General features: G+C 38.7%; 12 protein-coding genes. 6 read left to right on the top strand and 6 right to left on the bottom strand.

The window, feature by feature from the left end:
- Positions 1-179: 179 nt before the first annotated feature.
- Both ELS83_RS11150 and ELS83_RS22565 read right to left on the bottom strand, forming a co-directional pair.
- On the bottom strand, positions 180-1766 hold the full coding sequence (locus tag ELS83_RS11150) for a dipeptidase (RefSeq protein ID WP_171595648.1): 1587 nt from the start codon (positions 1764-1766) through the stop codon (positions 180-182).
- Between the two features lie 35 nt (positions 1767-1801).
- The gene (locus ELS83_RS22565; RefSeq protein ID WP_171595647.1) at positions 1802-2638 is read right to left on the bottom strand and encodes a S1-like domain-containing RNA-binding protein; all 837 of its coding nucleotides are present in this window, start codon (positions 2636-2638) and stop codon (positions 1802-1804) included.
- Positions 2639-3239: 601 nt separating this feature from the next.
- Here ELS83_RS22565 and ELS83_RS22090 point away from each other — a divergent pair.
- On the top strand, positions 3240-6680 hold the full coding sequence (locus tag ELS83_RS22090) for a hypothetical protein (protein WP_216616513.1): 3441 nt from the start codon (positions 3240-3242) through the stop codon (positions 6678-6680).
- A 315-nt stretch (positions 6681-6995) separates the two neighbouring features.
- Positions 6996-8438: a hypothetical protein gene (locus ELS83_RS11135; protein WP_171595646.1), complete on the top strand. Its 1443-nt coding sequence runs from the start codon at positions 6996-6998 to the stop codon at positions 8436-8438.
- A gap of 204 nt (positions 8439-8642) precedes the next feature.
- Here the strand turns inward: ELS83_RS11135 and ELS83_RS11130 are convergent, their stop codons facing one another.
- The 4 genes from ELS83_RS11130 to ELS83_RS11115 all read right to left on the bottom strand — a co-directional run bounded on the left by ELS83_RS11130 (position 8643) and on the right by ELS83_RS11115 (position 18078).
- A complete protein-coding gene (locus tag ELS83_RS11130; protein WP_171595645.1) occupies positions 8643-11690 on the bottom strand; it encodes an alpha-amylase family glycosyl hydrolase in 3048 nt (1015 codons plus the stop codon).
- Between the two features lie 87 nt (positions 11691-11777).
- Positions 11778-12854 (bottom strand): SusE domain-containing protein, encoded by a 1077-nt coding sequence (locus ELS83_RS11125; protein WP_171595644.1) that lies wholly within the window; start codon positions 12852-12854, stop codon positions 11778-11780.
- A gap of 24 nt (positions 12855-12878) precedes the next feature.
- Positions 12879-15083 (bottom strand): RagB/SusD family nutrient uptake outer membrane protein, encoded by a 2205-nt coding sequence (locus ELS83_RS11120; protein ID WP_171595643.1) that lies wholly within the window; start codon positions 15081-15083, stop codon positions 12879-12881.
- A 22-nt stretch (positions 15084-15105) separates the two neighbouring features.
- Positions 15106-18078 (bottom strand): SusC/RagA family TonB-linked outer membrane protein, encoded by a 2973-nt coding sequence (locus ELS83_RS11115; RefSeq protein WP_171595642.1) that lies wholly within the window; start codon positions 18076-18078, stop codon positions 15106-15108.
- A gap of 429 nt (positions 18079-18507) precedes the next feature.
- Here ELS83_RS11115 and ELS83_RS11110 point away from each other — a divergent pair, with 429 nt between their 5' ends.
- From ELS83_RS11110 to ELS83_RS11095, 4 genes are all read left to right on the top strand, one after another.
- Entirely contained in the window at positions 18508-19524 is a 1017-nt protein-coding gene (locus tag ELS83_RS11110) for a LacI family DNA-binding transcriptional regulator (RefSeq protein ID WP_171595641.1), read from the top strand.
- Between the two features lie 496 nt (positions 19525-20020).
- Positions 20021-21364 (top strand): MFS transporter, encoded by a 1344-nt coding sequence (locus ELS83_RS11105; RefSeq protein WP_171595640.1) that lies wholly within the window; start codon positions 20021-20023, stop codon positions 21362-21364.
- Positions 21365-21386: 22 nt separating this feature from the next.
- Positions 21387-22034, top strand: coding sequence for a beta-phosphoglucomutase (pgmB, locus tag ELS83_RS11100; RefSeq protein ID WP_171595639.1), 648 nt, complete (start codon positions 21387-21389; stop codon positions 22032-22034).
- Positions 22035-22106: 72 nt separating this feature from the next.
- Positions 22107-24419 carry a glycoside hydrolase family 65 protein gene (locus ELS83_RS11095; RefSeq protein WP_171595638.1) on the top strand — a complete coding sequence of 771 codons (2313 nt, stop codon included), beginning with the start codon at positions 22107-22109 and terminating at the stop codon, positions 24417-24419.
- The last annotated feature ends 30 nt before the right edge of the window (positions 24420-24449 follow it).

The following is a 24449-nucleotide window of genomic DNA, read 5'->3' as shown; positions in this document are numbered from 1 at the left end:
AATTCTCGTGCAACAGATAGGCAAGATCTTCCTTCGTTCTGTATTTTTAGAACTGCTTGTTCTCTATCCTCAATACTAAATTTGTTTCTCTTTTTTTTAGTCATAAAAACACCCCAAATGTTGTGTCCAACTTTTGGGGTGCAGTTCAGATTTCTAAGGCTTTTTTTGCTTATCTATTATTAAAATTTTTCATCGTATTTGGTCCAAAGTCCATCGCCAATTTCCCAGGCTTTATCTACAACTTCATTCCCTAGTTTTATACTTCTTTTGGTAAGAAATTCCTTGCGTTTTTTCTTACTCATTTTGCTCACTTTTTCGTCGATTAATAATTGTTCTTCGAAATATTGCTTTTGCAGTGGTACAAATACTTCGTCAACATCGTGTCGCATATCGCCCCAGCGCTGAGCCGTTAATGTTCCCAGGCGATTGAATGCCCACCAGGCCGAAGTACGAGTGTAGCCAGTTCTACGTGCTTTTACTTTATACGAATCAGCCAGGTCGGTTGTACCTGCATATACCGGAATATAAATAGATGTAGCTACATTATCCTGAGCTAACCAAACAATGCCTCCCACTTCATCAGGCAGCCAATCGCGACACTGAATAATGGTTGCATACATGGTATACCAACGGGCAATGGTTCTTTCTCCCAATTCGCCCCAACCACCGTTTACACGGAACAAGCGGTTCATATCATATGGCATAAACGGATTTGCAAAAGGGGACAATACTTCTTTTCCGTCCTTATCTGCTTGTTTGATATTTTTCACAAAGTTGTAAGGAGTTCCTTCGTAGTAATCCTTAAAGATTTCTACCAGTTTGTCCATGGTGATTTTTTCATCCGGTTCAACCGAAAAAGGATAATCTTTATCGTTCGCATCCAATTCTAATGAAGGAGCTGCCATTGAAAGAACTCTCCACTCTCTTCTTCTCGAAGCTAATGATAATCGACTTTTAGGTGCATAAGCATAATTCCATTTGAAAACTTCGCCTTCTGTCCACCAGCCATTTTCTTTTGCTACCGAATAAATGTTTTCCGAAGCCATAAAATGATCAGTATCTTCAAGATTGATTTCTTTAATGGTACTGGCGTTGGCATTAACCGAAATGTGATTGTCTGGAACACGCTGTGCCACCCAAACTGCACCTACTTTACCTTCACCCGGACCAACAACCTCAAAATGCCATACTTCCTTTTTATCAGCAATGGTAAGGCATTCTCCGTAATCTCTCCAACCGTATTTCATTAACAATTCATCGGCTAACTGAATGGCTTCCCTTGCAGTGGTGCATCTTTCAAGCATTAGCTGTTGCAAGCGCTGGCAGTCAATCAAACACTCTTTTGAGTACAATTCTTCACGACCACCAAAAGTCGATTCACCAATTGCCAATTGCTTTTCGTTGATACATGGGTATGCAGTATTTAAAAACTGGTAGGTCTCTTCAACCTGATCAATTTCACCAATTTTTTTATGCTGGTAAGTTGGCATAGCAAGGCTATCGTATGCCGACCTTTCGTATAATGCAAACTTGCTTCCCTTTTTGTATTTCTTGGCTGGAGTAACATCCATCCATGCTCGCGTTCTGTGACTATCATCGGTGTGCGATGTAATTACCGATCCATCGATAGTTGCTTTTTTACCTACTGTAATTGTGGTACAACCTTCTGGCACACCATTTTGCCAATCAGACTTGTCCTGGGCGTAAGTGCTGCCTATCATAAGGACAAATAGTCCTGACAATAGGCAATTCAATAATTTGTTCATGTTTTGGTATTGTGTTGATTAGTGATTCGCATTGATTACTGAACAAGGAAGATTCCCGTATCCTCGATGGTAATTAATTTTTGTTTGTACAGAAGTCCAATTGCTTTTTTGAAGTTCTTTTTACTCATTTTAAGGGTGTAGTAAATGTCCTCTGGCGTACTTTTATCATTTAAAGGCAGAAAGCCTTCCTCTTCTTTAAGCAGATCAAGAATTTGTTGTCCCGATTTTGGTACTTCCTTGGCATAACCCTGTTGTTGCAGGCTAACGTCAATTTTGCCATCGCGACGAACCTTTTTAATGTATGCCTTTCTTTTGTCTCCAATTTTTAGGTGGCCGAAAATTTCGTTTTTATACACCATACCCAATGCATCATCATGAATCAACACCTGGAAACCCAATTCACTTCTTTTACCAACTAAAATTTCAACTTCATCTCCTTCCTGGTAAGACACTTCATTCTCACGAAGTATTCTTTCAATTTTAGCAGTGGCTACAATTCTACCAGTTGCATTATCGAGGTATATATATACCAGGTAGGACAGATCCACCTGCATTTTATCTCTTTGCTCGCTAAATGGTACCAATAGGTCTTTGGCAAGTCCCCAATCTAAAAATGCACCAACATTGGTTACTGATTTTACCTTTAAAACGGCAAATTCTCCAACAGTTGCTTTGGGTTTAAGCGTTGTAGCAATAATTCTATCTTCCGAATCGCGGTAGATAAATACTTTAATGGTATCATCAATTTGAGTTTTCGGAGGAACATATTGATTCGGCAACAAGATTAAAGCTTCATCTTCACCTTCTAAAAACACTCCAAAGTCTACTATTTTAGCAACTTTTAATTCTGCATATTGTCCTATAATACTCACAAGCTATCTTTTAATCAGTTTTCATTTAAAACGAATCTGATGGTTTTTTCAATTTATGGCGTAAAAGTACGCAACTTTTTACGATTTCACTTCCAGATATTGGAAAAGGAAACTTTCTGTTCGATTGTGAGTGCAATCCTTTGCTTTCAATTGGCAGCCAAAACGAATATCAATGTAAATTGAATAAAGTGCATGTTGTAGAGCATGTTTTCTGTTCTGAATAAAAACAGGATGGGTGTTTTCTGCATGCTTATACTGTACAGTAAATAAAAATGGTTAAATAGAATGCTAATGTTCCATAACATGCCGAGCAGTGCAATTTTAAAGGGCTTTTCGAAAAGTGCAATGTCGAGATTGCAAATTTCGTTATCGATTGCGAAATCCAGATGATATTATTAAAGAAATAAATCAGCAATCAACATGAGTAAAAATACCCATAAAAACGGGTATTATACAACATGCTGCGGTTAATAGCGAAAAATTTCCTTATTAGATATTTGTTTTTATTTTTGATGCAAAGATCAACAAATCTTGGGTTTGTAGATCGAAAAAAAGGGACACTCTCTAGTAAATTGGATAGTAGGATTTAAAAAGTCAGGGTATGAAGAAAAGGAAATTATTAGTTAGAGATCTAACGTTAAGAGATGGCCAGCAATCTCTTTTTGCGACCAGAATGCCACAGGCAGAAATAGAAAAAGTTCTGCACTTGTATAAAAAGGCAAACTTTTATGCGATGGAAGTATGGGGTGGTGCTGTTCCTGATTCTGTAATGCGTTATTTAAACGAGGATCCATGGTACCGATTGGAGTCCATTAAAAAGGAGATTGGCAATGTTTCCAAACTTACGGCCTTATCTCGCGGACGAAATCTTTTCGGTTACAGTCCTTATCCCGAATCAGTAATCGAGAAATTTAATACACAAGCGGTAAAATCGGGCTTGGGCATTATGCGTATTTTCGATTGTTTGAATGATATAGAGAACATGAAGTCGACCATTAAGTATGTGAAAGCAGCTGGTGGTATGGCCGATTGCGCTGTTTGTTATACCGTAGATTCGAAATTTCCTGAAAAAGAAGAAGATCGTGAGCGACTAACGATTAAAAACCTTCCCGATCAGATTTTTGATGTGGATTACTTTGTAAATCTAGCCAAAAAATTAGAAACGCTTGGCGCTGATATGATTTCCCTAAAGGATATGGCAGGATTGGCTTCTCCTTCACGTGCTGGTTTGATCATCCGCCGTTTTAAAGAAGAGTTAAGTATTCCTGTTGATTTTCATTCGCATTCCACGCCAGGTTATGGTTTGGCATCGGCGCTCAGCGCCATTGTAAATGGGGTTGATATTATTGATACCAATATCATGAACTTCGCAGGTGGCTCTGCAGCTCCGGCTTACGAATTGATTTACCTGTTCTGCCAGAAAATGGGCATTGAACTGGATGGTGATGCGAAAACAGTAGTTGAAATTAATAAAATACTGAAAGAGATTCGTGCCAATGCTTTGGCTGAAGTAGACAGCTATAAGCAATTCCCAATTGAATTTGACATTACAAAAGACAAGCTACCAGCCAATATCGATAAACTGTTTGATGATGCAATTGAATATGCTAAGGCTGATCAGGAAGCAGAGCTTTTAAATGCTTGTCATGCAATTGAAAAATATTTTAATTTCCCGGCTCCTAACGAAATGGTTAAGAAGGCGGAAATTCCTGGTGGCATGTACACAAACATGCTAAACCAGTTGAAAGCTTTAGGTTTGGAAACCCTGCTTGAGAGAGTGTTAGAAGTGGTGCCAGTGGTTCGATTGGACGCTGGTTGTCCGCCATTGGTTACCCCTTCTTCACAAATTGTAGGTGTACAGGCCGTAAACTGTGTGATCGACGAGAACTCAGGTCGCCCGTTCTATACCAATGTATCCAACCAGTTTTTTAGCCTGGTAAAAGGAGAGTATGGAACAACTCCTATCGAAATTGCTCCCGAATTTCGTGAGAAAATAACGGGCAATGCAGAAAGACAAGATTATGATGTAAGCAATTATCAGGCACCAGAAAATCCGCAATTGCCTCAGTACGGCAATGTAAAATTGGCTGTCGACGATAAGGAGTACATGCTACTGGAGCTATTCCCGTTGGTGGCAAAAGGATATCTTGAAGGAAAGCGAAAAGCTGAATTCGAATCCAAAAGAGAAGAGAATCGTGGAAAAATTGCTGCCGAGAGAGCTGCAATTAAAAGAACAGGCAAACTAAAAATTCGTGACCTTACATTGCGCGATGGTCAGCAATCACTCTTTGCAACCCGTGTACCTCAGCACGAAATCGAAAAGGTTCTGCCTTTGTATAAAGATGCAAACTTTTATGCATTAGAAGTTTGGGGGGGTGCAATTCCCGATTCGGTAATGCGTTACTTGAACGAAGATCCATGGCATCGCTTAGAGTCCATTAAAGAGGTAATTGGCGATGTTTCACACCTAACCGCATTATCGCGAGGTAGAAACCTGTTTGGTTACTCTCCATATCCTGAATCGGTAATCGAAGGTTTCAATAAGAATGCTGTGAAATCGGGACTGGGAATCATGCGTATTTTCGATTGTTTGAACGATGTGAAGAACATGGAAACCACCATAAAGTATATGAAAGAAGCAGGAGGCATTGCCGACTGTGCAGTTTGTTATACGGTAGATCCAAAATTCACCAAAAAACAAAGATGGAAAGCACTTTTATCGGGTAAAAAATTGCCGAAGAAAATATTCGATGTAGATTATTTCGTAAATAAAGCAAAGCAAATGGAAGCGCTTGGCGCTGATATGATTACCGTGAAAGATATGGCTGGTTTAATTCCACCATCATTATCAGGTAAGATTGTAAAGCGTTTGAAGAAAGAAACCAATCTGCCAATCGATTTTCATACTCATTGTACGCCAGGTTATGGTTTGGGAGCTGTATTAATGGCGATCGTAAATGGTGTTGATGTGGTAGATACCTGTATGTTGAATTTTGCAGGTGGTCCGGCTGCACCTTCATTCGAATTGATACAGATTTTTGCAGATAAGTTAGGTTTAGATACCGGTGTGAATTTAGAATCGGTTGTTGCCATTAACAAAGAGCTGAAGGGAATTCGTGAGAGAATTGCTGAGTTCGATTCTTACAAAATGTTCCCACTTGAGTTTGATATTACTGCTGATTATCTTCCAAAAGAGATTGATGCCCTGTTCGATAAAGCCATTGAACTGGCAAAGGCCGATAAAGAAGAAGAGCTCCTGGCTACTTGCCATGCCATCGAGAAATTCTTCAACTTCCCGGCTGCAAACGAAGAGGTGAAGGCTGCCGAAATACCAGGTGGAATGTATACCAACATGTTGGCACAGCTAAAAGCTTTGGGACTAGAAGATCTTCTTCCAACAGTTTTGGAAAAAGTGCCTGAAGTACGAGTTGCTGCCGGTTGTCCTCCTTTGGTAACGCCATCATCACAAATTGTAGGTGTGCAGGCTGTAAACTACGTTTTAGATGTAAACAGCGGTAAGGCGCCATACACAAATGTGAACAACCAATTCTTTAATCTTGTGAAAGGAGAATATGGCGAAACTCCAATTGATATTGACCCAGATTTCCGTCATAAGATTTGTGGACAAAGTGAAGCCAGCGATTTTGATGTGAACAAATATCAATCGCCAGAAAATCCTGTTTTGCATGAGTTTGGAGGCATGAAACTAGCCGAGAACGAAAAAGAAATGCTTCTGCTTGAATTGTTTCCAAGCGTAGCAGGTCCTTTCCTTCGCAATAGAAAAGCTGATGCCTACTATGCTAAAGTAAATGCCGAAGAGACAGAAAAACAACGTATCATCGAAGAGAAAAAAGCTGCTTTTGCTGCCATTTCGGCCGAAGAAAAATATGAGATGCTTCTTCGCGGATTGTATAGCCTGGCTGGCGATTCTAAACAAGCTGCCGATGAAATTACGCAGCCAGAGGAGAAAGAATCAAAACTTGATATCAAAACCAAAGAAATGCTTACGGCACAAAAGCCTAAAAGCAGATTAGTAAGTTAAAGACTTCTCTATTATATTTTTAACACGCAAAACAAACGTGCTATTCCTGGTGGAGTAGCACGTTTTTTTTATTGTTCTGGAATACTTCATCGAACTGGATTTATTATTGTAGATTGATTAGAGAAAGGCCAAAAAGAATGTCACATATCTCATTTTTAAATTCGCTAGATGAGGAAATTAATACTCCTTAAGATTTTTTAAGTTTTTTTTAGGTCATTTCATCAAAGTATTGGTCTGAGGGTAAAACATATATGCTATTTAAACCGTATTTAAATAGACAGCAACTCTTATTTATTCAGCTTTAAACCAAATACCATGATATACAAAAAGATGAAATGTATTATTGGTAGGTGTTATTTGATACTTGCCATACTGGTTGGCACAACTTTAATTGTAAGTGCTCAGGATCAATTTATTCAAGATTCTCTCCCAAAAGATGAATTAAGTTCTGCCGATAAAGTAGAGCCGCAAGAACAGGATAAAACGTACCAAAATGGAATCCCCATTGGGCTGTTTGCCTACAATAAATGGGTAGATTTAAACGAAAATGAAATTGTAGAACGAAACGAGTTTTTTGGCCTTGGAAAAAGCTCCTACTCAAAAGGAGAATCCATAAGCGCCTCACTTAACGACCCTGCCATTAAAGAGGGAACAAATCTTAAACTTAGAATTTGGGATACCAGCGGGAATTTGATTCGAACCGTACGAAAAAATTATACCTCGAAACCGTTGTTTACCTACTCCAATTTCGATGCTTTTCTGCCAGTAGGAGAGTACATTATGACCGTTAATCCTGCCGAATCTGGGAAAACCTATCAAATCAGTTTCCTGATAAAGGAGCCCAACGGAAATGCTTTTGCTAAAATTAGAAAGAAACTCCTGCCCGAAAGTTTTCATCTTTTTAAAGAGTGGATTGATGAAGATGGAGACATGAGATTGGATAGTGCCGAAGTAATTGGACTCGATGAAAGGCAATTTGAACTTGGCAAGGTAGATTTTGAAGTAGGTTTAAATCTTCCGATGAACGATAATATGGTGGTATACCAGGTTTGGAATTCGACCTATGATATGATTGCCATGAACATTTCAAAAATGGACAGTTTGCAACACTATACCATGAAGGAAGATACTGTGAATGTAGGAAACCAGTTTTTGCGAGTATTGAAAAAAGTACCCGAAGGAGAATATATGATTACTGCCTCGATGGGCGTGAAAAATCCGATACAATACCGACTGCTGGTACAAATTGGAGATTCCATTGCCAATATCGTGAAAACAGATGATGTTGTTGCAGCAGAAACGACAGAAGAGAGTCCTGAACTGGAAGAAGTAACAGAGGAGATTCCTGAAGCTCCACAAATGGCAATGAATGTAAAAGAGAATGTAGAAAATCTGGCTCCTGAATTTTCTAAAGGACAGGAAGGCTTCTTTTTCTTCACTGGCTTTATCGATTTAAATGAAAACAATAAGCAGGAGCGGGAAGAGTTTATGGGAGCCGATCAGGAATACTACTACTCAGAATCGGAGAATGTTTTTGTGCAATTTCATTTAAAGCAGTTTATGAATAGCGAATTAAATCTGAAAATATTCGATAGCAAGGAACAATTGGTAAGAGAGCAGATGGGATATTACGGAGAATCACCATTTGTGTTTAAAGTATCGATGCCCGACGAACCACTGGTTCCCGGCGATTATAAACTAATTATGCAGCCAGGTGATTCTGAAATAAAATACCGGTTGGAACTTACAGTGAAATAATAAGCTGAGTTCGATTAAAACTATCCATCACAGAAAGCCAGATTTATTCGGGATTTACTTCGAAAATCTGAGAATATTTCTACGCAAAACCAGTTCAAACTGTGCTGATATTTTTAATCGAACTCAGGTTAATAAAAAACTCCCGTTTACATCGAAATGTTTACGGGAGTTTTACTGATCTATAAACTATAAAGAAAACTTATTTTACTGCTTTATGATTTTTCTGGTCAATTTCGAACGATCTTCCATTTCAAAAACCATTAAATAGGTACCGCTTGCTAAATTGCCTAGATTGATTTCTTCCGACGAATTAGGTGCAGCAATACTTCTTACAAGCATTCCGTTAGCTGTGTAAATATGAACATTGCTTACCTGGTTCATATTCGCAAGGTGAAGAATATCTTTCACCGGATTAGGATAAAGTTTTAGCTCTTTTGCCAATACATCATCAATTCCAGTTGAGTATGCAATTTCATCGGTATATGCACTATAAACCGTATTACCAGTTAATAATTCGCCAGTTTGTGCCACCGGAGTCACCGAAAAGCGTACAAAGTTTGCCCTGTCGGCTCTTGCAAGTGTGTAAGTTAAATCTGTAGCACCGCTAATGGCCACTTCATTGGTTCCATTTGCATCTTCGGCTCTGTACCACTGGTAGGTCGATGTGCCTTCCAAATCGTTATTTACATCAGAATAAGTATAGCTTGCCGTTAACACTTCATCTTCTCTGAATGTTCCGCTAATGCTTACATTAGATGCCAATGGAGCAGAAGCAACATCAGGAGTTGTTAATTGCTTTGTAGTGTAAATATGATATTCTCCAGGAGCCAATGTAATTTTTGCATTTACATCGCTTACGCTGATTTCCTGACCACTAAAATAATCGTACCAACTTCCTGTCTGACTGAAGTTTGGATCGATTTCCCCTTCTTCAACATCGAAGTTTCCAATTACGCGAACATCCATATCGCTATGGTTAATTTCGATGCGTTTTAGGAAGCTACCCGTATTCAAAACAAAATCATTCGATTCAAATGCAACTTCGTTTATCTTGATATCGATAAGAGAAGAAAACACATCATATAATCTTTTTCTGTTGGTGTTGTCGTAGTAATCCCAACGAATTGGTTTTCTACCTACACGACCATTTTCATCAATAGAGAAATCGTAACCCAGTTCTCCAAACTGCCAAATCATTTTCGGACCAGGAATGGTGAAAAAGAAAGCTGCGGCAGCTTCTACTCTTGCCAATGCGGTATTCAGTTCAGTTACATTGTAATCGCCTGCAGAGTTACCAAAATTCAGGTTGCGGTACATCATTCTCTCTTCGTCATGACTTTCCATATAACTTACCAACTTGGGGCCATCCCATGTTCTGTTTTTCCACGATACGCTATTTAAGCTCGACGAGTAACCCATAGATGCTTCGCTGTAATCGTGGTTGGCATTGCCCCATAACATGATTCCGTGAGCAGCCAGTTCTTTTTCTTCCGAATTCTCTGATAAGTGCTCAAATATCACCACTGCATCCGATTTAACGGCCCAAATTTCATCAGCCATTCTCTTCAATAATCTAATTCTATCGGCATCGTAATCGCTTCCCCATACGTCCGATCCACTATTTGGATGTGATTTGTTCGAGAAACCTTTGGTAAAATCAAAACGGAAACCATCAATGTGGTATTCGTTCATCCAGTATGCATTGATACGATCTACCAACTTTTGCGTTGCAGCACTTTCGTGATTAATGTCGTATCCCCAGTGAGCATCAGTGTTTTGGAAGTTATGCTCCTGGTTGTACCATGGATTATCAGCAGTAGGACGCGAGCCATCGAAATACATTCTTAAAAATGGCGATTGTCCGTAGGTATGGTTCAATACCATATCCATGAAAACTGCAATTCCACGATTATGACACTCGTTAATAAAGTTTTTATAGTCGTTTTTTGTTCCGTAAGCCTTATCAGGAGCAAAGTAGAAAGATGGGTTATATCCCCATGAATCGTTGCCCTCAAACTCGTTAAATGGCATTAGTTCAATTACATTTACACCTAAAGATTGTAGGTAATCCAATGTATCGGTAACGGTTTTAATGTCGCCAGATGCCACAAAATCTCTCACATGAAGTTCGTAAATCACAAGATCTTCTTCGGCTGGCATGCTAAATTGTGAGTCGGTCCAGTTAAAGGCAGTTTGTCCGGTCTGAAGAACACTTGCAATTTCACTTGTTTTATCCGAAGGATAAGGAATTAAGTTCGGGTAGGTAGTATCTGAAATATACTGATCGTTCCAAGGATCCAATAATTTGTCGGCATATGGATCAGCAATTTTCACATTACCGTCGATAAGATACTGGAAAACATACTCTTGTCCTGCAGTAAGGTTGTCGATGGTAATCCAAAAATAATCTTCATCTTTTTTCAGCTGATAGTTATTGTTGATTTCCCAATTTGTAAAATCACCAATCACGAATGCAAAGTCCTTATTAGGTGCATACATTGCCAAAGTTACAGTATTGTCATCGATATAGTTGATCCCTTCGATAATGCCTGCTGGCATATCTTCAATTACCACATCTTCACGTACGTAAAAATTGATGGTTTTTCGTACTTCCTCTGAACCCGAAACAGCTACAGCTTCTAACTTGTGAGTTCCCGCAACATTGCTTTGTACGGTGGTATTAATTTCTTGTTCGGTAGTGGTTGTTTCAACCAGTACATCATCAAGGTAAAGGCTTAAGCTTTCGCTGATATTTGACTTAATTTCAACCTGTAGTACTTCATTTTTGGCGATCATTTCATTATCCGAAGGAGCATCGAATGTTACCACCAAGCCTTCATCGTAAACATCAACAAGAATGTCATCGGTTTGCTGGCTTCCGTCTGCCGAGCGAAATACAAAGGCCATTTGTCTAACAACCTCATTGCCTGGAACGGAATAAAAATCAGTAATATTAGGAGTAATAACCAAAGTGTAGGTACCATCGTTGTTGTTGGTTAACTGAGGTTGTGCCGTGTTATCTCCCCACGAGCCAATAACATGTTGCCATTCTGTATTCCCTTCAATCAGTACACCTGTATGAGCGTAAAGATCTCCCGAGAATGTTCCTAACCTGGATTCCTGTGATGAATCAAATGTAATTGTGATTTCAGAATTAACATTTGGGAATTCAGGATTGGTTGTAATTTGAGCTTGTACTATTGTTGGCAGCAATAGCAAAACAAAAAGGATATATGTGTAAATTTTCTTCATAGTAAATGCGATCTAATCCTTTGTAATTTGATGTTATTAGGTAAAAAAAGAGCATGCCGAAGCATGCTCTTTTATTTGTAAGCTATTTTAGTTCTTTGTAAGCGTGTATCTGTATACAGGACCATTAAGATCTAAAGTAATGGTGTAGTTACCATCCGATGGAACATCGATGTTTTCTCCACCTGCTACAAGCGTACCGTTTCTGTCGGTATCACCGTAGTTAATTGCCCAATCGTCGTTCGCACGGAACTTAATCTGACGGTTACCTTCACCATCAGCAGCAATGTCTAATGTTACTGTTAGAACCTGATTTGCTGGATCCCAGGTCATATCGGTATCAGAATCCCAACCTGTAGGAGTTCCACTACCAATTACACCGAAATTCGCTGCAGTTACTGTGTATGTTAAATTAGGAACATCTACATCAAGTTTGTACATACCTGGATCAGCAACAACAATATTCGCTGCATTGTCTGATTCCAAAGTACCATCAGCACCATCATCACCATAAGCGAAATCCCAGTTTGGTTCAGTTGTAAACTTAAACTCAGAGTTTGCGTTGGTTAGATAAATGAAACCTTCGTAAACATCATTACTCTTAATTGAGTGAATCTCAGGAGCAGTGTCTGGAGACCAGTCGCCAGCACTGTATCCACTAGCTGCCTGGTAATTTCCAGGAACGTATAAGCTTGGATAAACAATTACAACCTCGTAAGGCGTTACTGTGAAAGCAATTGTTTCTGATACAACCTGATCAACCAAATCAGAAATGCTAGCAACAACTCTCATTTCCATGCTGGCAGGAGCACCGTAAGGAACACCAAAGGCCAACAATTTTTGGTTCATATCACCATTTGTAAGGCTAAATGTTAATTCATTAGTAGATCCAATAGTTAATGCATCAGCAAAACCGTTACCAGCATTATCAATTTGAACCGCGTAAGAGGTTGCTGCCTGGAAACCAAAATCGGCAGCACTCCATGTGAATGTTTCAAAAACCTCAGCGGCATTCGCTTCAGTAAGAACATATGATGCACCGGATGCAGGAGCTGAAATCGTAGGAGTGCTAGTTACCTCCACAACCGGATCAAAATCTTCATCGCTACAAGAGTTCAGGATAAACATCCCGAAAACTGCAATTAATAGAAAACTTATTTTTTTCATTTTAGATTGATTTAAAGTTAATGACTAGTAACCCTGATTTTGTTGAAGGTTTGGATTCGCTGCCAAATCATCAGCTGGAATTGGGAATAGGTTGAACTTGCTGTCAACAGCAATACCTTCCGCAACGCCACCTTTCCAAGGCCATACGTATGTTCCATCACTAAACTGTCCGAATCTTACAAGGTCGGTTCTTCTTGAACACTCCCAGTAGAATTCTCTTGCTCTTTCGTCAAGAATGAAATCTAAAGTAAGTTCTCCTTGAGAAATGTGACCTGCAGGATCCTGGTAAGCTCTTTCTCTAACGTTATTTACGTATTCAAGCGCTTTTGTACTTGTACCGTTTCCACCACGTAATACAGCTTCAGCATACATTAGGTATGAATCTGCCAAACGGAACATTGGGAAATCAGTATCAGGATAGTCAAGACTTTGTCCTGGGTTACCATTCTGATCGATATTCTTGAATTTAGTGATTGCATAACCTTCGGTAAATTCACCTACGTTAGCAATTTCAAGAGTCTGACCATCGGTATAGAACATGCTTCTTCTGTCATATGGTTGTCTTTCTGCAGAGAAAGTATAGTCACCAGCACCTAATTTCATGGTAATTAAGTAAGCACCACCAACAGTAATTGCGATGTTGTCACCACCTTCTTCAAGAATGCCGTCGCCATTGCTATCACCGTAGTTAAGAGCCCAATCGTCGTTCGCACGGAATTTGATTTCACCAGGAACAAGGTCAACAACCAATGTCCAGCTTTCAGTAGCAGGGTCAAATGTCATATCAGTGTCATTATCCCATGCACCAGGAGTTGCACTACCAATTAGTCCCCAATCGGTTCTTTGGATTGTGTATGTTAGGTCATTTAAATTTGCATTGATTTTGTAATAACCTGCTGTTCCAGCAACGATATTAGAACCACCTGCATCTAAAGTACCATCAGCACCATCATCACCATAGTTCACATCCCAGCTTGGAGTTTCGTTAATTTTAAACTCATTGTTGTCGTCAGCAAACCAAAGGTAACCTTCGTAGTTTCCATCGTCGTTAACCGATGCAAGAACTGTAGTGTCGATAGATGGATCCCATCCCTGGTGTGCTCCAGGAACATAAACAACAGGATACGAACCATTCACAGCTGCTTTAGTACCTAATGTAGTCGACTTTAAAGTTTCGATATCGATAAATTTGTCAACCAAAGCACTTGTGGTTCTTAAACCAGCCCAACCACCAGAAATACCGTAGTCGGTTGGAGTCATGCTACCACCAGTTGCAGCGTGAATAATAAATGAAGTACCACCGTATGTTAATGTGTTAATTCCGTCGTAAGTAATTGGGAAGATAACACCATCAGCAGTATGGTTATCAGCTAAGAAAAGGTGATCGTAATCAGCATCCAAAGCATAACCAGAAGTGTTGATTTTTTCAGTGTAAGTAATTACATCGTTGTATCTAGGAGTACCGGTGTAAACTTCTGCATTTAGGTACAATTTAGACAATAACATCCAGGCAGCAGCCTGATCAACACGACCATAAACATTTGCCAAAGGAGCCATTAACTTGTCTTCGATATCTAACAATTCACTTTCGATGTAAGTGAAAAGGTCTGCTCTTGAAATTTGCTCTGGTGAGAATGAACCTACAGCATCTTCTTCAGTAACGAAAGGTACATTTCCAAACATATCAATTGCGTGGAAATAACTTAAAGCTCTAAGGAATCTTGCTTCAGCTCTGTAGTACTCAACATCAGTTCTTAGTGCACCACTTACACCTCTACCATCCAATTTCGCATCAGTAGTTTCTCTGATGAACTCATTACAAAGTGATACCTGATAGAATACTCTGTAATAGAAAGCAGTCATGAATACATCAGTAGATGTCCAATCTTGCTCGTGGAAGTCATAAATGGTTTGGTCATTCCAACCAATAATTGCTTCATCAGTAGTTAATTCCTGAAGGTAGAAGTAACCTCTTAGGTACTGTCCGAAACCTTCATCAATACCACTAATATCTGAGTTTCCAGCTGGTCCTTCCTGTCCTGAAACAGCTAAACCTGCATAACATTTTGCTAATACTTGTTCGTATGATGCCGGATCTTCATAAACACTTGCAGAAGATTGTACATCATCATCAATTGGTAACGTATCCAGATCGTCGGTACAAGACGTAAAAGCCAAAAGAACGGCTAATACGGAAAACGATAGGAGTTTAATATATCTTATTTTCATGATTTCTTCTTTGAATTATTAATTAAAAATCAATGTTTACACCTAACAAGAATGTTCTTGGACGTGGATAGATGTTGTTATCGATACCACTGCTTACTTCAGGATCTAGCCCTTCGTAATCTGTAATTGTGAATACATTCTGTACAGTTGTGTAAAGTCTGATGTTTCCTTTGCCATTAAATACTTCATTAAAGTTGTAACCTAATGTAATATTGTCAAGCTTTAAGAAGGAACCGTCTTGAACATAGTAATCTGAAAGATACTGAGCTCTGTTAAAACCGGTATTTAAAGCATCTTCAGTAACGTTAGTCAGGTAACCTGCAGAATAATACATTTGTCCAGGAACACCTGCGTTAGAGTCTACGTTATTGTATACGTAGTTGTTGAAGTTTGCTCTACCAGCAAAACTGAAATCCCAATTCTTATAAGATAACTTAGAAGAGAATCCTAAATAAACTGAAGGAGCTGCTTTTTTGTAATGGTATTTGTCATCTTCAGTAATTTCACCATCGCCATTACGGTCTACATAAAGTCCTTCAATTGGTTTTCCATTTGCATCATATACCTGCTCCCATACGAAGAATGAGTTAGAAGCATGTCCTACACTATGGATTTGTGCATTGTTACCTACACCACCAGAAATACCACCAGTAGCAACACCTAAATAGTTAGGATCATCAACAGCAGTTAATTTGGTAATTTTGTTTTTGTTGTAAGTTACATTGAATCCAACTTCCCAGAATAAATCAGGAGTAGAGATTGGACGAGTATTGATTTCGAATTCGATACCTTTGTTTTCCAAATCACCAACGTTGGTAAGAATTTGGTTGGTAAGGTTCGTACCTGCTGCCACAGGAATTGTATTCAATAGGTCTTCGGTTTTTCTGTAGTATACATCAACAGCACCAGTAATTCTGTTGTTGAATAAACCAAAATCTAAACCGGCATTATAAGTTGTAGTTTCCTCCCACTTGATGTTTACATCGTATCCAGATGGACGAAGTGTTGTTACAAATTTGTCACCAAACTGGTATTGTGCATTCGCTTCACTATAAGTGTAGCTGTTCAAGTATGGATAATCGTTTGAAGTAATATTTTGCTGACCAGTTACACCGTAACCTAATCTTAATTTAAGGTCAGAAACAACATCAACATTTTTAAGGAATGCTTCTTCGTTCACTTTCCATGCGAAAGCTGCTGAAGGGAAAGTACCCCATTTGTTACCATCAGCGAAACGAGATGAACCATCACGTCTAACTGTTAAAGTTAATAGGTAACGATCTTTGAAAGAGTAGTTCAAACGACCAAAGAAAGAAACCAAATAGTTTTCTGTTCTGTTATCAGTATCGTTGTCTACAATTGTACCTGCAACGTTAGTCTGGTAAGTTTGTTCACTTCTCCAGAAATGCTGCCATGAGTAACCAACCATTGCATCAACTCTACTGTCGATCTGATCTAGATCTTTTACGTAGTTAAAATAGAAATCAAGTAGTTTGTTACGTTTCGACTGAGAATATTCTCTGTCTACACCACCACCGTTTTGAGCGTCGTACTCCCAAGAAGCATTCTCAGGAACAAAGATTGTTCCATCACTCTTTGAGTAATCGTAACCAACATTTAAGTTTGCTTTCAATTCAGGTAGGAAATGCATTTTGTAATCAAACTGTGCATTACCAATGCTTCTTTTTACAGTTGACTCATCCTTACGCATCTGTAAAAGAGCAAGTGGGTTGGTAGTTGCGATATCTACAGGATCGCCAGTACTACCTACTGTCCAGGTGTGGTATCCACCGTATGGACTTGTTTCATCAAATACTGGCTGAGTTGGATCGTAAGCAATTGCAGAACCAATCGCACCTGTATCTGCGAATCTGTTATCAATGTACATCCCTTTCAGGTTCACATTAATTTTTAAGTGATCATCAAATAAACTTGGGCTAAATCCAACAGAAGCAGTGTTACGTTGTAATTCAGAAGTTTTTAAAATACCTTCCTGATCAGTGTAACCAATAGAAGCTCTGAAAGGAACACCTTTAATACCACCCGTTAAGCTTACATTGTGGTCATGGCTAATAGCAGTCTGGAAAATTTCATCTTGCCAGTCAGTATCAGCATTTCCAAGTAAGGCTGTAGCATTTGGGTTATCACCAAATTGTTGAGTGAACAACTCTCTGTATGCAGTAGCATCCAATACATCAATTTCGTCTGATCTGGTGCTTACCGAGAAATAACCATTGTAACCTACTTTAAGATCACCACCTTTTTTACCTTTTTTAGTGGTAATAATGATTACACCGTTCGAAGCACGAGAACCGTAAATTGCAGTTGCTGATGCATCTTTTAATACAGTGAATGTTTCAATATCAGATGGGTGAATTGTATTTAAAGGGTTTCTCATACCGTTAATACCTTCAGTATCTACAGGTACACCATCGATAACGAATAAAGGATCGTTACTAGCAGATAATGAAGAACCACCACGGATACGAATTGTAGAACCAGCACCAGGAGCACCACCACCAGATGTAATTTGAACACCAGCAGTTTTACCAGAAAGTAATTCCTGTGGAGATGTAATTGCTCCTTTGTTAAAGTCGTCTGAAGAAATAGCAGTTACAGATCCTGTTGCATCATCTTTTTTCACTTGACCGTAACCAATCACAACCACTTCGGAAAGGTTTTCGGTTTCAACACTTAAAACAACATTAATTTGAGTTTGTTCCCCAACTAATATTTCTTGTGTCTTATATCCCACAAATGAATATACAAGTGTAGAATTCGCATCGACATTAAGCATATAATTTCCGTCAATGTCTGTAGTTGTACCAACAGTGGTACCTTTAACTACAACGGAAACACCAGGTATACCCATGCCATCGTTTGCATCGGTAACAGTACCACTAACTGCCTTTTCCTGTGCTTGCAAAACGGTAAAAGAAAAAACCGTAACAAGCATGAGAAGCAGTTTTCTTAGCATACTAATGTTAAGTTCCATAAATAGAAATTTAAGATAAATTAGAAATTAGTTATAGGTAAGATAAATTTTAAACAGGTAGAAATATGAACTCAAGTTTCCGACTCTTTAGCTTCCACTACCACACTCAAATATTACCTTATCCTTAAGTTAGCCTTAATTTTTTCTATTACCAAAGATATGGAATGCCAAAATCAAGTATTAAATGATTGATAATTAAGTGCAAATAAATCATCGCAATCGTTACCGCAAACGTTTGATATCTAGGTATGTCAATATGTGTATTTGGGGCTAAAATAAAAACAATTAAACCTACAAATTTGTTTAATTTTTCCTATATTTACGGATGTTACAGCAATTTTTGATGTTGTTTGCCCAGGTATTTGTTAATGCTTTGATAACATTGAAGTTGTATTTGTCTCTTTGATTTACAAACTCACTAAAATATCTATGAGAAGCGGCCAGGTTACAATTAAAGATATCGCAAAAGAATTAGGCATTTCTGCCTCTACGGTGTCCAGAGCTTTAAAAGATCATCCGGATATCAGTTCTAAAACTAAAGAAGCTGTAAATGAATTGGCAAAGAAGTGGCACTACAAACCCAATGCCGTAGCTCTTAGCTTAAGACATAGCAAATCAAATGTTATTGGGGTAATTATTCCTGAAATTGTTCATCATTTCTTCTCATCTGTTATTAGTGGGATCGAAAAGATTGCACACGAGGCAGGTTACAATGTAATGATGTTCCAGTCTAACGAATCCTATGAAAGAGAGATGGCCAATGTTCAAGCCCTATTGTCGAGTAGGGTGGATGGCGTGTTGGTTTCCATGTCGAAAGAAACCAATGATTTTAGCCACTTTAAGGAGTTAAGGGACAATGGAATTCCAATTGTGTTTTTCGATAGGGTGTGTAACGAACTCTCTTCCGACAATGTAATTGTGGATGATTTCGCAGGTGCTTTTTCAGCAGTAGAACATTTGATTAATACTGGCTGCAAAAGAATTGCTCATTTGTCGGCTCCCCAACACATGCTTTTAGGGCAAAATCGTCAGAAAGGATACAGACAGGCACTTTTGAAGCATAAGCTATCGGTTGATGAAGATCTGATCATTAAATGCGATAGTTTTGAAGAAGCCATTGAAAAGACTCCCGACTTATTAAGGTTACCAAATCCACCAGATGCAATATTTGCGGTGAACGAACTTACTGCTGCTGGCGCATTGTCGGTTGTTAAGAAAGCAGGTTTCAAAGTTCCAGAGGATATATCGATTATTGGTTTTACCGATGGTGTGGTTTCCAGAACATCCGACCCGGCCCTAACAACATTGGAACAACATGGATACGAAGTTGGATTAAGAGCCAGTGAATTACTGGTGGGGCGAATTACCGAAGGGGATATGGATTACGAACCAGTAACCAAAGTGGTTAAAACCAATTTAATTGTTAGAGGATCTACCAAAAATTAATTTAAAGAGTATAATATTATATAGGGAGCTGATTTGTGATCAGCTCCTTTTTTGTTTTCTTGATCTAAACTCACCCTTTCAAATGAAAAAATAATTTTTTTTAGACAATTGTTGCAATCGTTTGAAATAGGTTATGTAGCCTGTTTTTACTGGCTTTTAGGGAGTGATGCTTTCATTTCTTTTTGACATATTCATTCATTTTCCGTACTTTTGATCCCGGAGGGAAACCTCTGTTCCGACTTATATAATATACTTCCAAGTAATATGATCTCATTTCCGGGTAATTGAAGGAAATGAATATGGTCTAATTCCATTTTTCGATTTTTGAACGTTAAAAGTTAGTTGGTCTTAATCGTGTTGTGTATGCAATACTGTGGATCATGATTATTACCTTTTGTTTCTTTTATCCAGCTTAGTGTAATAAACTGTGTTTGTAAGCATGGTTTACAATTGAAATCAAACTTCTAAAAAAGTAAGAAGAAATAATAACGATCAGATGAAGAAACAACCTCGTTTAAGCTTTTGGCAAATCTGGAACCTGAGCTTCGGATTTTTAGGTGTTCAGTTTGGTTTTGCATTACAAAATGCAAATGCCAGTAGAATATTAACAAGTTTAGGGGCAGATCCACACGAACTGTCATTTTTTTGGTTGGTAGCACCAATTATGGGATTGGTAGTTCAGCCAGTGGTAGGTGCCGCTAGTGATAAAACCTGGAATCGATTTGGACGTCGATCTCCATACATTTTGTTTGGAGCAATTGTTTCCATGTTGGCTATGTTCTTGATGCCTAATGCGCCAATGTTTGTAAAAGCAGGTAGTGCATTGGTATTTGGTGTAGTAATGCTTGCTTTAATGGATGGTTCATTTAATGTAACCTTTCAACCATTTAGAGCATTGGTTGCTGATATGACACCTGAAGAGCAAAGAAATGTGGGCTATTCGGTTCAGAGTTTCTTAATAAACGTAGGTGCCGTTATTGGTTCGGCATTGCCATTTATCATGACTGCAGCTGGTATTTCCAACGAGTCATCAGCAGGTAATGTAGCACCTTCGGTAATCTGGTCATTTTATATTGGTGGTTCACTATTGCTGATTAGTGTATTGGTAACAGTGCTAAAAACCAAAGAATATCCACCAGAAGAATTTGAAGCCTATAATAATATTACCGAAGAAGATAAGGAGCAAAAAGAAAGCTTCTGGAACTTATTGAAAAACATGCCGGCGACAATGAAACAATTGTCGATTGTTCAGCTTTTCTCATGGTTTCCGCTATTCTTGCTTTGGGTATATTCAACTACTGCAATTTCTCAGCATTATTTTGGTGTACCTATCGATTTTAATGCAGAAACAGAAACCAACAAACAAGTTTTGGATGCTTTTAACGAAGCCGGTAACTGGGTAGGAATCTGTTTTGCTGTTTACAGTTTGGTAGCTGCATTGTTTTCTGTGATAATGCCTAAGCTTATCAGCTTAACCAGTAGAAAAACAGTATATGCCGGTGCTTTGGTAATGGGTGGATTAGGTTTCATTTCTACCATGATGTTTAACGACCAATACATGTTATTAATTTCCATGATTGGTGTAGGGATTGCATGGGCAGGTATTTTGGCTATGCCATATACAATTCTTTCGGGAGCATTGCCTGCAAAACGCATGGGTATTTACATGGGATTATTCAACCTTACCGTGGTTGTACCTCAAATTTTAAGTGGTGTATTTGGTGGACCAATACTTCGAACTTTTTTCAACGGCGATGGAATTTACATTCTTGTTCTGGCCGGTGTTATCATGATTTTAGGAGCAATATCTGTGTTCTTCGTGAAAGAATCAGATAAATAATAAAAACAATTTATAAAAACTGATGGGAAAGATTAGTGCATGCATCTTCGATTTAGATGGTGTGGTTGTTGATACGGCAAAGTATCATTACATCGCATGGAAGAGTTTAGCAAATGAATTGGGATTCGACTTTACCGAAGAGGATAATGAAAGGTTAAAAGGCGTTAGCCGAATGACCTCATTGGATATCCTTTTGGAAATTGGTGGAGTTGAATTGGATGAAAAAACAAAACTAGAACTGGCAGATAAGAAAAATAAAAACTATGTGGAGTTCATTCTTAAAATGACTCCTGATGAGATTCTTCCAGGGGTAAAAGATTTCTTTAATGAACTTAAGGACCAGGGGATAAAAATTGCCTTAGGTTCGGCCAGTAAAAACGCTATGACCATTTTAAATCAGTTGGAACTGACTGATTATTTTGATGCAGTGGTTGATGGCACTCACGTTAGCAATGCAAAACCAGATCCTGAAGTATTCCTGAAAGGAGCTGAATTGCTAGGTGTTTCTCCATCGGAATGTGTTGTTTTTGAAGACGCCGAAGCTGGTGTCGAAGCTGCCATAAATGGTAATATGAAATGTGTCGGAATCGGATCACCTGATGTTTTGGGAAAAGCGAATATCGTTGTTCCTGGATTCGTGGGTTTTTCTATGACTCAATTAAACTTTTAACGGTAACAATTAACAGTTAGCAGTAATTGGTTAAAAGTTATCTGCTAAAAGCTAATTAAAAGAAAATCAAACATGAATGAGTATTTAAAGCATGATGAGTGGTGTATCATTGAGGAAGGCTTTAATCCTGAAAACCACCGCGCATCAGAAAGTATATTTAGCCTTGGTAACGGAAACATGGGACAAAGAGCCATGTTCGAAGAGCATTACTCTGGCGAAACCCTACAGGGAACTTATGTAGCTGGTGTTTATTATCCAGATAAAACCAGAGTAGGTTGGTGGAAAAATGGATACCCTGAATATTTTGCGAAGGTTTTAAATGCGCCAAATTGGATCGGAATCGATGTGAAAATTAATGGTGAAATGCTTGACCTTGCCAAATGTGAAGTGAGCGATTTTGTTCGCACCCTGAACATGAAGGAAGGTGTTTTGGAGCGTAGCTTTGTAGCTACACTTTCGAATGGAAATAAGGTAAAAGTTGAAGCCAAAAGATTTTTAAGCATTGTTACTTCGGAAGTTGGAGCGATTCGTTACTCAGTTACACCATTGAATTTTGATGGAAAAATTGCTTTCACTCCATATGTTGATGCAGATGTTTCCAACGAAGATTCGAACTACGATGAGCAGTTCTGGAATGTGCTACAGGCAAAATCGATGAAAGGTGAAGCCTACATTACCGCTGCAACCAAAAAGCTTGATTTTCATGTTAGCATGAGCATGAAATATGATGTTTATAAAGATGGTCAGAAGCTTGAATTGAGCCCGGTAATTACCGAGAATGCCAAATATGTTGCCAATACTGTTGAGTTCGAAGCAGAACAGGATGTTGAATACTCGATTTACAAGTATGCTGCTGTATTAAGTTCTTTGAACCACAGCAAAACTGATATCTCTTCGGATGCTGTATCGGTAGTGGAAGCAGCGCAAGCTAAAGGTTATGGTGCTTTATTGGAAGAGCATGTAACAGCATGGGCCGACAAGTGGGATCATAGCGATATCATGATTGAAGGAGATGTTGCAGCGCAGCAAGCAATTCGATTCAACATTTTCCAGATGAATCAGACTTACACAGGTGAAGATGAAAGACTAAATATTGGTCCTAAAGGTTTCACTGGTGAAAAGTACGGAGGATCAACTTATTGGGATACTGAAGCTTATTGTGTACCATTCTACTTGAGTACTTCAAAGCCTGAGGTTACTCGTAACTTGTTGATTTATCGTCATAAACAATTACAAAAAGCCATCGAAAATGCAGCGAAACTTGGTTTTACCAATGGAGCTGCCTTGTATCCAATGGTTACAATGAATGGTGAAGAGTGTCACAACGAATGGGAAATTACCTTCGAAGAAATTCACCGTAATGGAGCAATTGCTTTTGCGATTTACAACTATATCCGCCACACAGGCGATAAAAAATATTTAGAAGAATATGGACTAGATGTGTTAATCGGAATTTCAAGATTCTGGAGCCAGCGCGTATCCTATTCTCAGGCAAAAAAGAAATACGTAATGTTAGGCGTAACTGGTCCTAACGAATACGAAAATAATATCAACAACAACTGGTACACAAATACCATTGCAACATGGTGTATGAAATATGCACAAGAGGCAATGGCTCATGTGAAAGAAACCAATCCTGCTCGTTTCGACGAAATTATGAAGAACCTAAACTTCGATTTCGATGCTGAAACCGCAAAATGGACCGATATTATTGAAAATATGTACTATCCGGTTGATGAGGAAACAGGAGTTTACATGCAGCAAGATGGTTTCATGGACAAGGAGCAAATCCTGGCTTCGGAACTAGACCCTGCAATTCGTCCGATCAACCAGCACTGGTCATGGGATAGAATCCTACGTTCTTGTTTTATCAAACAAGCCGATGTTCTTCAGGGAATCTACTTGTTCGAAGATCAGTACGATTTGGAAACCATTCGCAAGAACTACGATTTCTACGAGCCAAGAACAGTACATGAATCATCATTATCGCCATGTATCCACTCTATTTTGGCAGCAACAATTGGCGATGAAGAGAGAGCTTACAACCTGTACCTAAGAACTTCGCGTTTGGATTTGGATGATTACAACAAAGAAGTTCACGAAGGTCTGCACATTACAAGTATGGCCGGAACCTGGATGTCTATCGTTGAAGGTTTTGGTGGTATGAGAGTTGTAGACGGAAAATTGGTTTTCAAACCAATGCTTCCAAAAGAATGGAAATCATACTCGTTTAAAGTTCGCTTTAGAGGCAACTTGTTAAATGTAAGGGTTTCTGAAGATGGAGTAGGCGTGATCAATGAAGAAGGTGAAACCATTAACATCTTCATTAAGGATGATGAATACAAAGTTGAAAAAGAAAGCAGTCTAGTGGTAGAACACGCTTAATTAATAGTTATGACAATTCAGGATGGCAGT

It is taken from the genome of Marinifilum caeruleilacunae, from assembly GCF_013141825.1.
GTDB lineage: Bacteria > Bacteroidota > Bacteroidia > Bacteroidales > Marinifilaceae > Marinifilum > Marinifilum caeruleilacunae.
This window is presented reverse-complemented; position numbering and strand designations above follow the sequence as displayed.